16 protein-coding genes and 1 pseudogene are annotated in these 17132 nt (G+C 73.3%); 10 read left to right on the top strand and 7 right to left on the bottom strand.

Annotated elements, in window-relative coordinates; genetic code table 11:
* Positions 1-32: 32 nt before the first annotated feature.
* Positions 33-554, bottom strand: coding sequence for an SMI1/KNR4 family protein (locus tag ACFYX3_RS20570; protein WP_389015240.1), 522 nt, complete (start codon positions 552-554; stop codon positions 33-35).
* A gap of 208 nt (positions 555-762) precedes the next feature.
* On the opposite strand from ACFYX3_RS20570, the gene ACFYX3_RS20565 reads away from it, so the two are divergent.
* Complete coding sequence (locus ACFYX3_RS20565; RefSeq protein WP_389015237.1) at positions 763-2304, top strand: NCS1 family nucleobase:cation symporter-1; 1542 nt, start codon at positions 763-765, stop codon at positions 2302-2304.
* Here ACFYX3_RS20565 and ACFYX3_RS20560 read toward each other — a convergent pair.
* The 3 genes from ACFYX3_RS20560 to ACFYX3_RS20550 form a co-directional block, all read right to left on the bottom strand.
* The gene (locus ACFYX3_RS20560) at positions 2258-3070 is read right to left on the bottom strand and encodes a serine protease (protein WP_389015234.1); all 813 of its coding nucleotides are present in this window, start codon (positions 3068-3070) and stop codon (positions 2258-2260) included. The genes ACFYX3_RS20565 and ACFYX3_RS20560 overlap by 47 nt on opposite strands.
* Positions 3071-3220: 150 nt before the next feature.
* On the bottom strand, positions 3221-4105 hold the full coding sequence (locus ACFYX3_RS20555) for a hypothetical protein (protein ID WP_389015231.1): 885 nt from the start codon (positions 4103-4105) through the stop codon (positions 3221-3223).
* Between the two features lie 24 nt (positions 4106-4129).
* The gene (locus tag ACFYX3_RS20550) at positions 4130-5185 is read right to left on the bottom strand and encodes a biotin/lipoate A/B protein ligase family protein (RefSeq protein ID WP_389015228.1); all 1056 of its coding nucleotides are present in this window, start codon (positions 5183-5185) and stop codon (positions 4130-4132) included.
* A gap of 112 nt (positions 5186-5297) precedes the next feature.
* Between ACFYX3_RS20550 and ACFYX3_RS20545 the strand changes: the two genes are divergently transcribed.
* The 6 genes from ACFYX3_RS20545 to ACFYX3_RS20520 all read left to right on the top strand — a co-directional run bounded on the left by ACFYX3_RS20545 (position 5298) and on the right by ACFYX3_RS20520 (position 11226).
* Positions 5298-6134 (top strand): inositol monophosphatase family protein, encoded by an 837-nt coding sequence (locus ACFYX3_RS20545; RefSeq protein ID WP_389015225.1) that lies wholly within the window; start codon positions 5298-5300, stop codon positions 6132-6134.
* Between the two features lie 81 nt (positions 6135-6215).
* Positions 6216-7619: a phytoene desaturase family protein gene (locus ACFYX3_RS20540; protein WP_389015305.1), complete on the top strand. Its 1404-nt coding sequence runs from the start codon at positions 6216-6218 to the stop codon at positions 7617-7619.
* 10 nt (positions 7620-7629) lie between these two features.
* Positions 7630-8250 (top strand): L-threonylcarbamoyladenylate synthase, encoded by a 621-nt coding sequence (locus ACFYX3_RS20535; protein WP_376591447.1) that lies wholly within the window; start codon positions 7630-7632, stop codon positions 8248-8250.
* A 112-nt stretch (positions 8251-8362) separates the two neighbouring features.
* A complete protein-coding gene (locus tag ACFYX3_RS20530) occupies positions 8363-9139 on the top strand; it encodes a metallophosphoesterase (protein WP_389015222.1) in 777 nt (258 codons plus the stop codon).
* A 72-nt stretch (positions 9140-9211) separates the two neighbouring features.
* Positions 9212-10690, top strand: a complete 1479-nt coding sequence (locus tag ACFYX3_RS20525; RefSeq protein WP_389015219.1) for an AlkA N-terminal domain-containing protein — start codon at positions 9212-9214, stop codon at positions 10688-10690.
* Between the two features lie 35 nt (positions 10691-10725).
* Positions 10726-11226, top strand: a complete 501-nt coding sequence (locus tag ACFYX3_RS20520; protein WP_352027464.1) for a methylated-DNA--[protein]-cysteine S-methyltransferase — start codon at positions 10726-10728, stop codon at positions 11224-11226.
* On the opposite strand, the gene ACFYX3_RS20515 is transcribed toward ACFYX3_RS20520, so the two are convergent.
* Complete coding sequence (locus ACFYX3_RS20515; RefSeq protein WP_389015216.1) at positions 11223-11942, bottom strand: NAD-dependent deacetylase; 720 nt, start codon at positions 11940-11942, stop codon at positions 11223-11225. The genes ACFYX3_RS20520 and ACFYX3_RS20515 overlap by 4 nt on opposite strands.
* Before the next feature lie 64 nt (positions 11943-12006).
* On the opposite strand from ACFYX3_RS20515, the gene ACFYX3_RS20510 reads away from it, so the two are divergent.
* Positions 12007-12210: a type II toxin-antitoxin system VapB family antitoxin gene (locus tag ACFYX3_RS20510; RefSeq protein WP_116158049.1), complete on the top strand. Its 204-nt coding sequence runs from the start codon at positions 12007-12009 to the stop codon at positions 12208-12210.
* Positions 12211-12458: 248 nt separating this feature from the next.
* Here ACFYX3_RS20510 and ACFYX3_RS20505 read toward each other — a convergent pair whose 3' ends face one another.
* Both ACFYX3_RS20505 and ACFYX3_RS20500 read right to left on the bottom strand, forming a co-directional pair.
* Positions 12459-13523 (bottom strand): ADP-ribosylglycohydrolase family protein, encoded by a 1065-nt coding sequence (locus ACFYX3_RS20505; RefSeq protein WP_389015213.1) that lies wholly within the window; start codon positions 13521-13523, stop codon positions 12459-12461.
* Between the two features lie 73 nt (positions 13524-13596).
* Positions 13597-15273, bottom strand: a complete 1677-nt coding sequence (locus tag ACFYX3_RS20500) for a BCCT family transporter (protein WP_389015210.1) — start codon at positions 15271-15273, stop codon at positions 13597-13599.
* A gap of 112 nt (positions 15274-15385) precedes the next feature.
* Between ACFYX3_RS20500 and ACFYX3_RS20495 the strand changes: the two genes are divergently transcribed.
* Together ACFYX3_RS20495 and ACFYX3_RS20490 are read left to right on the top strand one after the other, a co-directional pair.
* On the top strand, positions 15386-16537 hold the full coding sequence (locus ACFYX3_RS20495; protein WP_376591428.1) for a glycerate kinase: 1152 nt from the start codon (positions 15386-15388) through the stop codon (positions 16535-16537).
* Between the two features lie 166 nt (positions 16538-16703).
* Positions 16704-17120, top strand: a pseudogene (locus ACFYX3_RS20490) (GNAT family N-acetyltransferase); the annotation flags it as partial.
* Between the last annotated feature and the right edge of the window lie 12 nt (positions 17121-17132).

The following is a 17132-nucleotide window of genomic DNA, read 5'->3' as shown; positions in this document are numbered from 1 at the left end:
CGATTTCGTCACGAGGAACACCGCCCGAGGGGTCAGGGAAGGAACTCGTAGAACGGCCCGTCGGGCGCGCGGTCGCGGGCGCACAGCATCACGTTCCTCCCCTTCAGATAGGCGAGCAGCCACTCGCCGAACGTCATCTCGTAGAGGGTCCACGAGGGGCTGTCCATCTCCTGGACCAGGACGCGCCAGCGCGAGGAGGTTTCATCGGGGACGCAGAGGAAGATCATCTCTCCCGTCGTGGCCGACGCCACCGGCAGCAATTCCCCGGGACCCGCCCCCGCCCGGCTCGGCAGGAACTCGGCCATGTCCTCCTCGCGCCAGAACTCGAGGTCCTGCCTGATGTCCCTGCCCAGGTCGTGCAGCAGATGGGTGGCGGGGTGCTTCAGATACAGCTGCCCGTTGACCGAGACCGAGCCGTAGGCGTCGACGATCTCGCGGAAGTCCGCGGGGAACTCGACACCGAGTTCCCGCTCCAGATCGGTCCACGGGGCCGGATCCGACCAGTTGAACCTGGGCTCGCCCAACAGGGCTCGGATGTCCGGGAGCGTTGCCACTGCGTGACTCCTTCTGGAGGATGAACCGGTACGGGACTCGGTGGATTGTTCATCCCGGATCCTGAGCTCCGTCAAGCCGCCGCCCGATCAGGGCATTTCAGCAACGGCATCCCTTGACGCCCCTGCCAGGCAGGACGAGACTCCGCACGGTCAAGAACCCCACGCCCCGCACGGCCTCGTTCCGTCCCCCGAACGAAGGGTTCCGTCCATGACCGCAACCGCACCCTCCGGAAGACCCGGCCCCTCCGCCGTCCACGACGGCCGTGTCGAGCTCGCGTTCGGCACCGCCCCGGACGACCCCCGTTTCGTCAACGACGACCTGCTCCCCGTCCCCGTGGCCGACCGCCGCTGGACCACGTACAACTTCGCCGCCCTCTGGGTCGGCATGGCCCACAACATCCCCTCCTGGATGCTCGCCTCCGGTCTCGTCGCCCTCGGCATGGACTGGAAGCAGGCCGTCCTCACGATCGCCCTGGCCAATGTCATCGTGCTGGTGCCGATGCTGCTCACCGGCCACGCGGGCCCCAAGTACGGCATCCCCTTCCCCGTCCTCGCCCGCGCCTCCTTCGGACTGCGCGGGGCCAACCTGCCCGCCCTCGTCCGGGCCGGCGTGGCCTGCGCCTGGTTCGGCATCCAGACCTGGATCGGCGGCCAGGGCCTCTTCGTCCTGCTCGACAAGGTCGCAGGCGGCGGCTGGACGGGCGCCGAGGAGGTCGCAGGCCAGCCGTGGACGCTCTGGGCCTGCTTCGTCCTCTTCTGGGTGGTCGAACTGGCCATCATCCACCGGGGGATGGAGGCCCTGCGCCGCTTCGAGAACTGGGCCGCGCCCTTCGTGATCGTCGGCGCGCTCGCCCTCCTCGTCTGGATCACGGTCAAGGCGGGCGGCCTCGGGCCGCTCCTCGACCAGCCGTCGAAGCTGGGCTGGGGCGCCGACTTCTGGCCCGTCTTCTTCCCCGCCCTCATGGGCATGATCGCCTTCTGGGCGACCCTCAGCCTCAACATCCCGGACTTCACGCGCTTCGGCGCGGGGCAACGCTCCCAGGTCCTGGGGCAGACCCTCGGCCTCCCCACCACGATGACCCTCTTCGCCCTGCTCTCGGTGCTCGTCACCTCCGGCTCGCAGGCCGTGTACGGGGCGCCCGTCTGGGACCCGGTGGCGCTCGCGGCGAACACCGACAACGTCTTCGGTCTGCTCTTCGCCCTGGTGACGGTCCTGGTCGCCACCCTCTCCGTGAACCTCGCGGCGAACGTCGTCTCCCCGGCGTACGACCTCGCCAACCTCGCCCCGAGGCTGGTCACCTTCCGTACGGGCGCGCTGATCACCGGCGTCGTCGGCGTGCTCATCATGCCGTGGAAGCTCACCGCCACCCCCGAGCTGTACATCTTCACCTGGCTCGGCCTGGTCGGCGGCCTGCTCGGCACGGTCGCGGGCATCCTCATCGCCGACTACTGGCTCGTCCGCCGGACCGTCCTCGACCTCGAAGGTCTCTACCGGGCCGACGGCCCGTACTGGTACCGGGGAGGCTGGAACCCGGCGGCCGTCCTCGCCTTCGCGGTGGGCGGCGTCCTGGCCGTGGGCGGCTCGCACTCGGCGCCGGGCACGGGACCGTTCCCCGAGGACGGCCTGATCCCCTTCCTCAAGCCGCTCGCCGACTACGGCTGGGCCGTGGGCCTGGCCGCCTCCCTGCTCCTCTACACCGTCCTCATGAGGCGCGGGGCAGCTTCCCGGCCGTCCTCCCGATCCAGCTGAGGTAGGACCAGACGCGGGTGTTCACGGCGGGGGTGTCGGTCGCGCACCCCTTCCCGTACGAGACGAGACCGACGAGGTACGGCGTCCCCGCGATCGTGTGGACCAGCGGGCCGCCGGAGTCGTACTGGCAGGTGTCCTGGCCCGGTGCGTACGTGCACAGCTGGGCGGCGGTGACCCCGGACATGCCCCGGGCGCCGCACGTCGGGTTGCTCATGGTGCCGAGGACGACGGTCCGCAGGACGTCGGAGGTGCGGCCCCCGAAGGAGGTGGTGCCCCAGCCGGGGGCCTCGACCCGCGTGTGGTCGAAGGTGCCGTGGGCGTAGCGGACGGGCAGGGCGACCGGCCGCACGTCCCGGTTGAACGCCACGGGCTCGGCCAGCCGGACCAGCGCGATGTCGTCGCGCTGGGTGGCGGGGTCGTAGCCGGGGTGCGTGAGGAAGGAGGCCGGGGTCGCGAGCACCGCGTGCGGGCTGTCGTCGCCGCGCGTCAGGTCGTGGTCGCCGAGGAGCACGCCCACGCGCGCGGTGTCGCCGTACGAGCCGGTCAGGCAGTGCGCGGCGGTGAGCACGTACCGCTCGCCGATCAGCGCGCCGCCGCACATCACCCGGCGCTCCGCCAGATCCACGAGCCCCACCATGAACGGGTACTGATGGGGCCGCGCCTCCCGACCCCCGACGACCGCCTGCGCGGGCGCCGCGATGCCGAGCGGACACACCGCCATCACCAGGCCCGCGACCGCCGCCATGACCTTCTTCGCCCGTCCCACTTGACCTCCGTACCGCCGACACCGTGTCACCGGGCCCGGTGATCGTGCGGAGACGTTTCCGCACGGCCGCCCCGGCCCGCGTGGGCATCAACGACGAGGGAGCGGCGGGGTCACCTGACCACGGGGCCGGACTGATGACCGAGGCGGTGATCAGCGGTCGGCGCCGGGGGCCCAGCCGGGGACGTGCGCGGCGACGGCGGCGTCCCAGGCCGGGGCTCCACCGGGGAACGGCCAGGCACGGGTGAGGTCGGGGGAGTGGACGATGTCCCGGAGCTCGGAGGCCAGCCTCCGGCTCTCGTTCGCGATCCGTACGCTGCCGAGCGGGCCGTCCAGCGCGGCGACCCGCTTCTCGTACTCGATCACCGGACGCTCGGCGCAGAGCGCCACCCACGCGGCGTCCGAGGCACGCGAGAGGACCAGCACCCGGGGCCGGCCGCCCTCGGCGAGCGCCGCCGTCAGGCGGTCGTGGCCGTCCAGGACGACGGGGGACCCGAGCCCGCTGATCCACCAGGCGAACACCGGCGGCAGCACCCCTTCCCGGTACTGGCGGCGGTACGCGCGCACCCGGGGCGCCTCCACCGGTGAGAGCGACCGCAGAGGCAGCAGGTCGCGCGCGTCCTCGGCCGGGTCGCCGTACCCGAACCAGGTCAGATGGCCCCGGTCGGGATCGTGCGCCAGGAGCTTCGGCCAGTTGCCGTCCACGAACCAGCCGTTCGGGCGGGGCCCGAGCCGCCACTCGCCCGTGTGGAGCGGCCCGTCCGCCGCCGCGCGGAGTTCCGCCCCCGCGTGCGCGGCCCAGCGCTCCGTCCACTCCTCCGTGCCCGGCATCGCGAACTCCGCGAACGCGCGCGCCCGTTCGGCCCGCAGCGGGGCCAGCGGGGAGGCGTACCGCCCGGTCCGCGCGTAGTGGACCCCGCGGTGGGTGGCGCGCTGGCGGGCGAACAGCACCGGGGTCGTGCCCTGCAGCAGCACGAGCCGGCGCCCGTCGGCGCACTCCATCCGGAGACCGGGCTTCACCGGCACCTCGACACGCATGCCGTCACCCTACGCAGCGGTCGGTCACGGCACCCGGGCCGTCCACTCCTCCGTGCCGAACTTCGACTCCGCCAGCTCCTTCGCGCGGGTCAGTTCGTCCTCCGTGAGGTGGCCCCGGGTGAGGCCGTAGCGGGTGCGGAAGGACGTGATCATGCGGTCGATCACCGTCTCGCGCGGCAGGCCCGTCTGGCGGCGCAGCGGGTCCACGCGCTTCTTCGCGCTCTTCGTGCCCTTGTCGGAGAGCTTCTCGCGGCCGATCCGCAGCACCTCGGTCATCTTGTCCGCGTCGATGTCGTACGCCATCGTCACGTGGTGCAGGACCGCGCCCTCGCCCGCCACCAGCCGCTTCTGCGCCGCGCCCGCGATCTTGCCCGCGTCCGTGGCGATGTCGTTGAGCGGCTGGTACCAGGCCCGGATCCCCATGTCGCCGAGCGCGCCGAGCACCCAGTCGTCGAGGTAGGCGTAGCTGTCGGTGAAGGACAGGCCCTGGACGAGGGCGTCGGGGACGGAGAGCGAGTACGTGATCGTGTTGCCCGGTTCGACGAACATCGCGCCGCCGCCGCTGATCCGGCGCACCACCTGGATGCCGTGCCGCTCCGCCGCCTCCGGGTCGACCTCGTTGCGCAGGGACTGGAAGCTGCCGATGACCACCGCCGGGGCGCCCCACTCCCAGACCCGGAGGGTCGGCGGGCGGCGGCCGGCCGCCACCTCGGCGGTCAGGACCTCGTCGATCGCCATGTGCAGCGCGGGGGACTGCGGCGGCTCGTGGATCAGCTGCCAGTCGTAGTCGGTCCAGTCCGTGGCGTGGGCGAGGGCGCGCCGGACCGCGACCCCGACGCCCTCCGAGGTCAGGCCGAACATCTGCGTGCCCGGCGGGAGCGCCGCGTCGATCCGCGCGGCGAGCCCCGAGGCGTCCGTGTCGGCCGGTGCGCCTTCGAGGGCCCCGTCGATCGCGAGGATCGCCTCGTCGGGTTCGAGGAAGAAGTCGCCCGCGACCCGGACGTTCCGCAGGACCCCGTCCTCGGTGTCGAGGTCGACGACCACCAGCTTTCCGCCGGGGACCTTGTACTCGCCGTGCACGGAAGCCTCCCTGCGTGTAAGGGGTGAACTCGGCCAAAGGGTACTCCCAGGGGAAACGGAGGATGACAAGTGCGGCATTCCGGTTGTCAGCGGCCCGTGCTTAGCTGGAGGCATGATCGAAGACTTCTTTGAGCAGGTCCTCGGCGGCCGTACGACCGAGGTCGAGGAGGCCGTCCGCAAGGCGGCCGCGGCCGAGATCATGCCGCGCTTCCGGCAGCTCGCCGCCGACGACATCGTCGAGAAGAACGGGCCGCACGACCTGGTCACCGTCGCCGACCGGGCCGCAGAGGCCCATCTCACCGCGTCCCTCACCGCCCTGCTGCCCGGCTCCGTGGTCGTCGGCGAGGAGGCCGTCCACGCCGACCCGAGCCTGTACGAGGCGCTGCGCGGCGACGCCCCCGTCTGGATCGTCGACCCGGTCGACGGCACCCGTCAGTTCGTCCACGGCGACCCCGGCTTCTGCACCCTCGTCGCCCTCGCCAAGCACGGCGAGGTCCTCGCCTCCTGGACCTTCGCGCCCGCCCTGGACCAGTTCGCCGTCGCCGTGCGCGGCCGCGGCGCCACCCTCAACGGGCAGGCGATACGGTCGGGTTCGCCGGCGCCCGGCGAGGTCCTGGAGGTCGCCACCTCGCACCCCGACTACACCACCCCGGACCAGAAGCGCGCCCTGCTCGGCCTGGCGGTCGAGGGCGTCCGCCCCCGCCCCTGCGGCTCGGCCGGGCTCGAGTACCTCGCCGTGGCGCGCGGAGAGCTGGCGGGCACCGCGTTCTCCTGGGAGTACGCCTGGGACCACGCCGCCGGACTCCTCCTGGTCGCCGAGGCGGGCGGCGCGACCACGACGATCGCGGGGGAGCCGTTCCGTATAGCCGGGGGGAACGCGCTGCCGTTCACGACCGCCCGGGACGCGGCGACCGCCGAGCGGATCCGGACGCTCCTCGGGGGCGTGTGAGACGCCGTTCCCCACCCGCCTATCCTGGGAGCCTTGGCCATCGGCTGACGAAGGAGTCCGAAGGTGACGAACGAGACGTCGATGCTCGATGCCGTCGTCGTGGGGGCGGGACCCAACGGACTGACGGCCGCCGTCGAACTGGCCCGCCGCGGACTCTCCGTGGCCGTCTTCGAGGCCAAGTCCACCGTCGGCGGAGGCGCCAGGACCGAGGAGCTCACCCTCCCCGGTTTCCGCCACGACCCCTGCTCCGCCGTGCACCCGCTCGGCGCCGGCTCGCCCGTCTTCAAGACGATGCCGCTCGACCGGTACGGCCTGGAGTGGCTCCACCCCGAACTGCCCATGGCGCACCCCTGGGACGACGGCACCGCCGCCGTCCTCGCCCGCTCCGTCGCCGAGACCGCCGCCTCCTTCGGACCGCGCGACGCCGGGACGTACCGCAGGCTCGTCGCCCCCTTCCTCGGCAAGTGGGACACGCTCGCGAGCGACTTCATGCAGCTGCCGCTCACCGCGCTGCCCCGCGACCCGGTCACCCTCGCCCGCTTCGGCCTCGCCGGACTGCCGCCGTCCACCTGGCTGATGCGAAGGTTCCAGGACGAGAAGGCCCCCGCGCTCCTGGCCGGACTCGTCGGCCATGTCATCGCCCCCCTCAACGGCCTCGCCACCGGCGCCGTCGGCCTGGTCTTCGCGCTCGCCGCGCACGCGGGCGGCTGGCCCATGCCCCGGGGCGGCTCGCAGTCGATCTCCGACGCCCTCGCCGCGTACCTCAAGGACCTCGGCGGCGCCGTCCACACCGACTTCGAGGTCAAGCGGCTCGACGACCTGCCGCCGGCCCGCGCCTACGTCTTCGACACCTCGCCCACCGCCCTCGCCCGGATCGCCGGCTTCGGCGGGCACTACGACCACTACAAGTACGGCGCCAGCGCCTTCAAGATCGACTACGCGCTCGACGGGCCCGTGCCCTGGACCGCCGAGGAGGCCCGCCGGGCCGGCACCGTCCAGGTCGGCCCCACCGCCCGCGAGATCGGCACCGCCCTGCGCCAGGCCTCCTCCGGCACCGCCCCCGACGCGCCCTTCCTCATCACCGCCCAGCCCAGCCTCGTCGACCCCTCCCGCGCCCCCGAGGGCAAGCACGTCTTCTGGGCGTACGGCCATGTGCCCAACGGCTGGCGCGGCGACCTCACCGAGGCCATAGAGCGTCAGATCGAGCGCTTCGCCCCCGGCTTCCGCGACCGCGTCCTGGCCCGCGCCACCGCGGGCCCGCCCGAACTCGCCGAGCGCAACGCCAACTACATCGGCGGCGACATCGCCTGCGGCGCCGCCCGCGGCCTCCAGCTCCTGCTGCGCCCCACGCTCTCCCTGCGCCCCTACGCGACCCCGCACCCGGCGGTGTTCCTCTGCTCCTCCGCGACCCCGCCCGGCCCCGGCGTGCACGGCATGTCCGGGCACAACGCGGCGAAGGCGGTGTGGCGGAGCCTGCGAAAATAGACTGGTCGCCATGGCCAAGTACTTCGACGTGCACCCCGACAACCCTCAGCCCCGCACCATCGGCGCGGTGGCCGACTCCATCCGGAACGGGGCGCTCGTCGCGTACCCGACCGACTCCTGCTACGCGCTGGGCACCCGGCTCGGCAGCCGCGACGGCATCAGCCGCATCCGCGCCATCCGCGACCTCGACGACCGGCACCACTTCACGCTGATGTGCGCGAACTTCGCCCAGCTGGGCCAGCTCGTGCACATCGACAACGACGTCTTCCGCGCCGTCAAGGCGTCCACCCCCGGCGCGTACACCTTCATCCTCCCGGCGACGAAGGAGGTGCCCCGGCAGCTGCTGCACCCCAAGAAGAAGACCGTCGGCGTCCGCATCCCCGACCACGTCGTCACCCAGGCCCTCCTCGCCGAACTCGGCGAGCCGCTGCTCTCCAGCACCCTGCTCCTGCCCGACGAGGACGAACCGCTGACCCAGGGCTGGGAGATCAAGGAGCGGCTCGACCACCAGGTGGACGCGGTGCTCGACTCCGGCGACTGCGGCACCGAACCCACCACCGTCGTCGACTTCTCCAGCGGCGAGCCCGAGATCGTCCGCCGCGGCGCGGGGGACACCACCCGCTTCGAGTAGGCGGCCGGGTCGAGGTCCACCGGTCGCGAACCGGCCCTTCCCGGGACGGTCGTGATCACCGTACGGTCGCGTGTGAACGCCCGTTCACGCGCACCCACGGAGGCCCGGCCGCATGATCGTCATCGCCCACGTCAGCGACGTCCACCTCGACGGCGAGCAGCGCAGTCAGGACCGCACCCGCGCCGTCCTGCGGTACCTGGAGGAGCTGCCGTACGACCTGGCGGCCGTCCTCGTCACCGGCGACATCGCCGACCACGGAACCCCGGACGAGTACGCGGTGGCGCGGGAGCTGCTGACCTCCCGCCACCCGCTGCTCGTCTGCCCCGGCAACCACGACGACCGCGCCGCCTTCCGCAAGGCCCTCCTCCCCGAGGAGAGCCTCCCCGGAGAGACCGCGGAGCGCCCCTACGCCCCCGTCGACCAGGTGCTCCGCGGCGAAGGTTTCGTCATCGCCCTCTGCGACTCCTCGGTGCCCGGCGAGCACCAGGGCCTCCTGGAGGACGAGACCGTCGAGTGGCTCGACGGCGTGCTCGCCGCCACCCCGCGCGAGGTGCCCGTCCTGGTCGCCTTCCACCACCCGCCGGTCCCGCTGCACACCCCGTACGTGGACGGGATCCGGCAGTTCGGCGAGGAGAGGCTCGCCGCGCTCGCCGACCGCCACCCCCACCTCACGGCCTTCCTCGCGGGCCACGCCCACACCGCGGCCGCCACGACGTTCGCCGGCCGCCCGCTGCTCGTCGCCCCCGGGGTCGTCTCCGCCCTCCGGCTGCCGTGGGAGAACCCGACCGACGATCCGCACGTCCACCTCGGCCTGCCGCCCGCCCTCGCCTTCCACGTCCTCGGCGAGGACGGCCGTCTGACCACCCACTACCGGACCGTCTCCGTCTGAGGCCGGGAGGGGGCGGACGTCCATGTCGTTTTCTCGCCAGCCCGCGAGCGGTCCGTCCCCGATCCTGGAACCATGCACACCGACACCGAGCGCTGCGTGCGGGCCGTCCAGTCCAAGGAGGCGCGCTTCGACGGCGTGTTCTTCACCGCCGTCCGCACCACCCGGATCTACTGCCGGCCCAGCTGCCCCGCCGTGCCGCCCAAGCCCGAGAACATGGAGTTCCACCCCAGCGCCGCCTCCTGTCAGCGCGCCGGCTACCGGGCCTGCAAGCGGTGCCGCCCCGACACCAGCCCCGGCTCGCCCCAGTGGAACGTCCGCGCCGACGCCGTCGCCCGCGCCGTCCGCCTCATCCAGGACGGCGTCGTCGACCGCGAGGGCGTCCCCGGCCTCGCCCGGCGGCTCGGCTGGTCCACCCGCCAGATCGAACGCCAGCTCCTCGCCGAACTCGGTGCCGGGCCCCTCGCCCTGGCCCGCGCCCAGCGCGCCCAGACCGCCCGGCTGCTCATCGAGACCACCCCGATGCCCTTCGGCGAGATCGCCTTCGCCGCCGGCTTCTCCTCCATCCGCACCTTCAACGACACCGTCCGCGAGGTCTTCGCCCTCACCCCCGGCGAGCTGCGCGCCCGCGCCACCCGGCGGGCACCGCTCGGGGCGGCCGCGACCCCCGGCGTCATCAGCCTCCGGCTGCCGTTCCGCGCCCCCCTCGAACCCTCCAACCTCTTCGGCCACCTCGCCGCGACCGCCGTCCCCGGCGTGGAGGAGTGGCGGGACGGCGCCTACCGGCGGACGCTGAGCCTCCCGTACGGACACGGCATCGTCTCCCTCGCCCCGCGCCCCGACCACATCGCCTGCCGCCTCTTCCTCACGGAACCGCGCGACCTCACGCACGCGATCAGCCGCTGCCGCCGGCTCCTCGACCTCGACGCCGACCCCGCCGCCGTCGACGAGCAGCTCCGCACCGACCCGCTGCTCGCCCCGCTCGTCGGCAAGGCGCCCGGCCGCCGCGTGCCCGGCACCGTCGACCCCGCCGAGTTCGCCGTACGGGCCGTCCTCGGCCAGCAGGTCTCCACCGCCGCCGCCCGCACCCACGCCGCCCGCCTGGTCACCGCGCACGGCGTCCCGATCGAGGACCCCGAGGGCGGGCTCACCCACCTCTTCCCGGGCCCCGAGGCGCTCGCCGCCCTCGACCCCGAGAGCCTCGCCCTGCCGCGCAGCCGCCGCACCACCCTCCTCACCCTCGTCCGCGCCCTCGCCGACGGCTCGCTCCCGCTCGGCCCCGCCGACGACCGCGAGGAGGCCCGCGCCCGGCTGCTCGCCCTGCCCGGCTTCGGTCCCTGGACCACCGAGATCATCGCCATGCGGGCCCTCGGCGACCCCGACGCCTTCCTCCCCGGCGACCTCGGCGTCCGCCGCGCCGCCGAAGGCCTCGGACTGCCCGGCACCCCGGCGGCGCTCACCGCCCGCGCCGCGCACTGGCGCCCCTGGCGCGCCTACGCCGTCCAGTACCTCTGGGCGACCGACGACCACCCGATCAACCACCTGCCCGCGTAGACCACCGCGTTGAAGCACCGTGAGGATCCACTCCCATGCCCGTCGTCCAGCACACCGTCGTGGACAGCCCCTACGACCCGCTGACCCTGGTCGCCGTCGACGGCGTCCTCAGCCGCCTCCACATGACCGGCCAGCGCCACCGCCCGCCCGAGGAGACCTTCGGCGAGCCCGACCCGCGCCCCTTCGGCGAGGCGGTCCGCCAGCTCGACGCCTACTTCGCGGGCGAACTGACCGAGTTCGACCTGCCGTTGAACCTCGTCGGCACCCCGTTCCAGCTGCGCGTCTGGGAGCAACTCCTTCGCATCCCGTACGGGGAGACCCGGACGTACGGAGAACTCGCCGAAGAGCTCGGCAACCCCGGCGCCTCCCGGGCCGTGGGCCTCGCCAACGGCAAGAACCCCGTCGGCATCATCGTCCCCTGCCACCGCGTGATCGGCGCGGGCGGAAGCCTCACCGGCTACGGCGGCGGCCTGGACCGCAAGCAGCGGCTGCTCGCCTTCGAATCGGGTACGGCGGAACCGGACGCCCTGTTCTAGCGGAGCCGGTCGAGCAGCGCGGGCAGCGCCGTGCCGATCGGCTCGCGCACGACCTCGTCGGCGACGGAGTCGTACGGGGTGGCTTCGGCGTTCACGATGATCAGCCGGGCGCCGTGCTCGGCCGCGATCCCCGCGAGGGAGGCCGCCGGCTGGACCTGGAGGCTGCTGCCCACCACGACGAACACCTCGGCGGCCTTGGCGATCGACATGGCCGTGCCGAGCACCACCGGATCGAGCCGCTGCCCGAACATCACCGTCGCGGACTTCAGGATCCCGCCGCACGCCCGGCACGCGGGGTCGTCCTCGCCGGCCCGCACCCGGTCGAGCGCCTCCGCCATCGACGACCGCGCGTGGCAGGCCGTGCACACCACCGACCGTGCCGAGCCGTGGAGTTCGAGGACCTTCCGCTCGGACACCCCGGCCGCCTGGTGCAGGCCGTCCACGTTCTGCGTGATCACCCGCAGCGCGTTGCCGCTCGTCCGTTCGTAGGCGGCGATCGCACGGTGCGCCACGTTCGGCTCGGCGCCCAGGACCGGGCCGTCGAGCCGCATCCGCCACGAACGGCGGCGGATGTCCGGGTCGGCCATGTACGGCCCGTACGTGACGAGCCGCTCGGCCTCGGGGTCCTGCCGCCACACGCCGTTCGGCCCCCGGTAGTCGGGGATGCCCGAGTCGGTGGAGATGCCGGCACCGGTGAAGATCGCGACCATCGTCATGCGAAGACCCTAGGCACCGCCGAACCGCTCCCGCGAGCGGGTTTCCGGGTGTTAGGTTCCCGTCGTGGCCAAGGTGAACATCGCGCTCGACGCCGAACTCGTCGTGGAAGTCATGGTCCTGGCCGGCATCGGCAACCCCCAGGACGCCGTCGAGGCGGTGGTCCGCGACTACATCGCCCGCGGCCACCGCACCGAGGCACGGGCCGTCAGCCGGGACGAACCGCAGCGCACCGGCGAGATCGTCCCGCCGGAACCCCCGCAGGGCTAGGGCCTGTCTTTCGGATCATGCCGGGCTCGCGGGGCCTGGCACGTGCGCTCGCCGCGTCGTCGTCGGTCGGCGACTCCCCCGTAGCCCTTCGGGCACGGGAGGTGCCCCCGCCGCGTCGACTCCCTCCTCCGCCTTGCGGTCGCGCTCGGCATCCGAAGGATGGATCAGGGAGCCGAGACGGAGCGAGCGAAGCGAGTGCAGTGTGCCAGGCCCCGCTCCCTGATCCGGCCTGACCCGAAAGACAGGCCCTAGGTTCCCTCCGCCAACCGCAGGGTCCGTTCCGCCAGTTCGCTGATGCGGACCCCGTCGAAGCCGAAGACGGCGCTGCGCACCCTGTCCCGTAGGGGCTCCGACCACTGCGGCGGGATCGCGGCCGCGCCGCAGCGGACCCCGGCCACCGAGCCCGCCGTCGCCCCGTTGGAGTCGGTGTCCAGGCCGCCGCGGACGGTGAGCGTGATCGTCCGGGTGAAGTCCCCCTCCCCGTACAGGAGTCCGGCCGTCAGGACGGCCGCGTTCGGGACGGTGTGGATCCAGCCGAGGCCCGCCGTCCGCTCCGCGAGCTCGGTGAGGGCCTCCGACCAGCCGAGCCCCGACTCGTACAGCGCGATCGTGCCCCGTACGGTCCGGGCCAGCCGGCTGCTCGCAGGCACCTGCTCCAGGCTCGTCTCCAGGGCGGAGCGCACGTCCGGCGCGGTGAAGGCGGAGGCGATGAGGGCGGCCGCCCACATCGCCCCGTACACGCCGTTCCCGGTGTGCGAGAGGGCCGCGTCCCGGCGGGCGAGCGAGGCGGCACGGCGCGGGTCGCCCGGACACGTCCAGCCGTACACATCGGCCCGGATCAGCGCGCCGATCCAGTCCTGGTACGGATTGTCGTACGTGGCCGTCAGCGGCGGCCGCAGCCCGTCGGCGAGGTTCCGGTAGGCGACCCGCTCCGCCGTGAACGTCTGCAGGTACGGCAGCCGCAGCAGCCACTCCTCGCCGACCTGCTCGGTCGTGAACGCGAAGCCGCGCGTCTCCAGGAGGTGCAGCCCCAGGATCGACCAGTCGACGTCGTCGTCCCGGCAGCTGCCGTCGATCCCGCCCCGCACGCACCGTTCCCACTCGGGCCGCAGCTCGAAGCCCTCCGCCCCGGGCGGCGGCGGAGGGAGGTAGTCGGTCAGCGGGAGCGCCCCGGTCAGCCGCAGATAGGCGTCGATGCGGTCCCGGGTCCAGTGGTCCCCGCGCTCCACGGGCTTGCCCAGCATGTTCCCGGCGATCCGGCCCGTCCAGCCGCCCAGGATCCGGTCCCCGAGCTCCCCGTGTGCGAACCCCATACCTCCGGTGTACCGAATCCGGCGGCCGGGCGCGCGCCGGAGCCCGGACCCGGCCGCCGGGCGCGCGTCGACGTCAGTCCTCGGGCGGCTCCGCGCCGCTGCGGGCCTCCGCCGCCTCCCGGGGCCGCCGGCGGCGGTCGCCGGCCTGCTCGGTCATCGCCTCCCCGACCAGGCTCCGCACCGCGTCCCGCAGCCCGTGCATCGCCGGGTGCCGGGCCGGGCCCGCGCCCGGATCCTCCCGCAGCTCCTTCAGGAGCGCGAAGCACAGCACCAGCATCACCACCACGAACGGCAGCGCCACCAGGATCGTCGCCGTCTGCAGCGACTTCAGACCGCCCGCCACGAGCAGCACCGCCGCCACGGCGGCCATCAGGACACCCCAGGTCACCACGAGCCAGGTCGGCGGATTCAGCGCGCCGCGGCTCGTCAGCGAACCCATCACCAGCGAGGCCGAGTCGGCGCTCGTGATGAAGTACGTCATCACGAGCAGCATCGCGAGGACCGACGTCACCGTCCCGATCGGCAGTGCCTCCAGCATCGCGAACAGCGAGGCCTCGGCGCCGTCCTTCATCGCCGTCGCCAGATCCGCCGCGCCCGTCGACTGGAGGCGGATCGCGGTCCCGCCCATCACGCAGAACCACACCACCGTCGCCCCCGACGGCACCAGGAGCACGCCCACCAGGAACTCGCGGACCGTCCGGCCGCGCGAGATCCGGGCGATGAACGTGCCGACGAACGGCGCCCAGGACAGCCACCAGGCCCAGTAGAAGATCGTCCAGGTGCCCAGCCAGGCACGGTCGGTGAACGCACCCGTCCGGCTGGCCATCGGCAGCAGCTGGAACAGGTAGCCGCCGACGGAGGCCGGGATCGTGTCCAGGACGTAGACCGTCGGGCCGATCAGGAACACGAAGAGCATCAGACAGGCCGCGAGCACGATGTTCAGCGTGGACAGCCACTTCACGCCCTTGTGGAGACCCGAGAACGCCGACAGCACGAACGCCGCCGACAGCGCCACGATGATGATCAGCTGCGTGGCCGTGGAGTTCTTCACGTCCATCGTCAGGTTCAGCCCCTCCGCGACCTGGAGGGCGCCGAGACCCAGACTCGTCGCCGTGCCGAACACGGTCGCGAACACCGCGAGCAGATCGATCGCCTTGCCCGGCCAGGAAGCCGCCCGGTGCGCCCCCATCAGCGGCACGAAGGCGGAGCTCAGCCGGTTCCCCCGGCCCTTGCGGAAACCCGCGTACGCGAGCGCGAGGCCCGCGATGCCGTAGATCGCCCACGGGGTCAGCGTCCAGTGGAAGAACGAGTACTCCAGGGCCGTCCTGGCCGCCGCACCCGACTCCGCCGGGACCCCGGTCGCCGGGGGAGGGCTCAGGAAATGCGTCAGCGGCTCCCCGACCCCGTAGAACATCAGACCGATGCCCATTCCGGCGCTGAACATCATCGCGATCCACGCCAGGTTCGTGAATTCCGGCTCCGAATCGTCCGCGCCCAGCCTGATCCGGCCGAAACGGCTCAGCGCGATCACCACGCACAGCACCAGAAAGGTGTCGGCGGCGACCACGAAAAGCCAGGCGAAATTCGACAACACCCAGCTCAGGGCCGAGGAGGAGGCGCTGTCGAAGGAATCCTCGCCCAGCGCCGCCCAGCCGACGACCGCGATCACGGCCGCCACCCCGATCCCGATGACCCTGCCGTCGGGTCTGCCGTCGGGTCCGCCCTCCGGAACGATCTTTTCCGCGCTCATGCGACCCCACTATGGTGCGGAATATCGCCTTATCAGGGGGTGGCACGCCGTCTGGAGGTGCGGATAGGGTCTGCCTCGGCGCGACTGCACGTTCGAAAGCAAGGGATGCAAGGTGACGGACGGAGCAGCAACTCAGGTCGCTCACGTGCTCGTGGCGGCCGACAAGTTCAAGGGCTCGCTCACGGCCGTGCAGGTCGCGGAGCGGGTCACAGCAGGACTGCGACGGGTCGTCCCCGAGCTCACGGTGGAGACGCTGCCCGTCGCCGACGGCGGCGACGGCACCGTCGCGGCGGCCGTCGCGGCCGGCTTCGAGCGGCGCGAGGTCCGTGTGACGGGCCCGCTCGGCGAGCCGGTCACCGCGGCGTACGCGCTGCGCGGCACCACCGCGGTCGTCGAGATGGCGGAGGCCTCGGGCCTCCAGCTACTCCCGCCCGGCGTGTTCGCGCCCCTCACGGCCACCACGTACGGCTCCGGAGAGCTGCTCCGCGCCGCCCTCGACGCCGGAGCGACCACCCTCGTCTTCGGCGTCGGCGGCAGCGCCACCACCGACGGCGGCGCCGGCATGCTCGCCGCGCTCGGCGCCCGCTTCCTCGACGCGGCCGGCGAGCCCGTCGGGCCCGGCGGCGCGGCCCTCGCCGAGCTCGCCACGGCCGACCTCGGCGGCCTCGACCCCCGCTTCGCCTCCGTCGACCTGATCCTCGCGAGCGACGTCGACAACCCGCTCACCGGCCCCAAGGGCGCGCCCGCCGTCTACGGCCCCCAGAAGGGCGCCACCCCGGACGACGTCCGCACCCTCGACGCGGCCCTCGCCCACTTCGCCACGGTCCTGGAGAAGGCCATCGGGCCGCGCGCCGCCGAAGCGGCCGTCGCGCCCGGCGCGGGCGGTGCGGGCGGCATCGGGTACGGCGCGCTCATCCTCGGCGCGAGCTTCCGGCCCGGGATCGAGCTGATGCTGGAGGTCCTCGGCTTCGCCCCCGCCCTGGAGCGCGCCACCCTCGTCATCACCGGCGAGGGCTCCCTCGACGAGCAGACCCTCCACGGCAAGGCCCCGGCCGGCGTCGCCGCCGCCGCGCGCGCCGCCGGCAAGGAGGTCGTCGCGGTCTGCGGCCGCCTCGCCCTCCCGCCCGAGGCCCTGGGCACGGCCGGCATCCGCCGCGCCTACCCCCTCACGGACCTGGAACCGGACACGGCGAAGTGCATCGCGAACGCGGGCCCGCTCCTGGAGATGTCGGCGTCGAACATCGCGCGCGACTTCCTGTCGTAGACCCCCGCCGGGACGGCGCCCCCGTTGTGCCCGCCCTCCCCGAGCTCTCGGCTTCGCCCGACAGGGGGAGGCCGGGCACAGGGAGGTGGGCGCCGCCCGGGCGAGGCGCGGAGCCGGTCCAGAAGATCGTCATCCGCCCGAAACACGACGGTGTGAAGCTCTGCCCATGACTGCTGTACGCATCGAGGAGAACCGCTCCCACCCCCGCCTCCCCGACCTGCTCGCCACCTACCACCTGGCGAACCAGGCCGAGCAGGACAAGGCCGTGGCGGCCGTCGCCGAGCTCCCGGCCGTATACCGCACCGAGGCCGAGGACCCGGCCGCCGCGTTCGCCGCCGACACCGTCCTGCTCGCCACCCCGCCCGGCGCGGACGAGCCGGTCGGCTGCGTCGTGCTCAAGGCCTCCCGCGAGGCTCCCGAGATCAAGCGGCTCTGGGTCGCGCCCGAGGCCCGGCGGAAGGGGGTTGCGCGGGCGCTCATGGCCGAGGCCCTGCGCCGGGCGGCGGCCGCCGGCGCCGCCTCCGTACGCCTCACCGTCTGGAACTGGCGCGAGGAGCCGCTCGCCCTCTACCGGAGCCTCGGCTTCGGGACCGTC

The organism is Streptomyces sp. NPDC002463 (assembly GCF_042889835.1).
Taxonomy (GTDB): Bacteria; Actinomycetota; Actinomycetes; order Streptomycetales; family Streptomycetaceae; genus Streptomyces; species Streptomyces nymphaeiformis.
The sequence above is the reverse complement of the archived record's forward strand: the minus strand, read 5'-3'. Positions and strand labels throughout refer to the sequence as shown.

What these genes read in the sequence shown, in the direction of transcription:
- ACFYX3_RS20530 (WP_389015222.1), top strand. Translation starts at nt 8,363, where the DNA reads ATGATCGTCATCGCCCACGTCAGCGACGTCCACCTCGACGGCGAGCAG.
- ACFYX3_RS20520 (WP_352027464.1), top strand. Translation starts at nt 10,726, where the DNA reads ATGCCCGTCGTCCAGCACACCGTCGTGGACAGCCCCTACGACCCGCTG.
- ACFYX3_RS20565 (WP_389015237.1), top strand. Translation starts at nt 763, where the DNA reads ATGACCGCAACCGCACCCTCCGGAAGACCCGGCCCCTCCGCCGTCCAC.
- ACFYX3_RS20505 (WP_389015213.1), bottom strand. Translation starts at nt 13,523, where the DNA reads ATGGGGTTCGCACACGGGGAGCTCGGGGACCGGATCCTGGGCGGCTGG.
- ACFYX3_RS20525 (WP_389015219.1), top strand. Translation starts at nt 9,212, where the DNA reads ATGCACACCGACACCGAGCGCTGCGTGCGGGCCGTCCAGTCCAAGGAG.
- ACFYX3_RS20500 (WP_389015210.1), bottom strand. Translation starts at nt 15,273, where the DNA reads ATGAGCGCGGAAAAGATCGTTCCGGAGGGCGGACCCGACGGCAGACCC.
- ACFYX3_RS20555 (WP_389015231.1), bottom strand. Translation starts at nt 4,105, where the DNA reads ATGCGTGTCGAGGTGCCGGTGAAGCCCGGTCTCCGGATGGAGTGCGCC.
- ACFYX3_RS20515 (WP_389015216.1), bottom strand. Translation starts at nt 11,942, where the DNA reads ATGACGATGGTCGCGATCTTCACCGGTGCCGGCATCTCCACCGACTCG.
- ACFYX3_RS20545 (WP_389015225.1), top strand. Translation starts at nt 5,298, where the DNA reads ATGATCGAAGACTTCTTTGAGCAGGTCCTCGGCGGCCGTACGACCGAG.
- ACFYX3_RS20540 (WP_389015305.1), top strand. Translation starts at nt 6,216, where the DNA reads ATGCTCGATGCCGTCGTCGTGGGGGCGGGACCCAACGGACTGACGGCC.
- ACFYX3_RS20535 (WP_376591447.1), top strand. Translation starts at nt 7,630, where the DNA reads ATGGCCAAGTACTTCGACGTGCACCCCGACAACCCTCAGCCCCGCACC.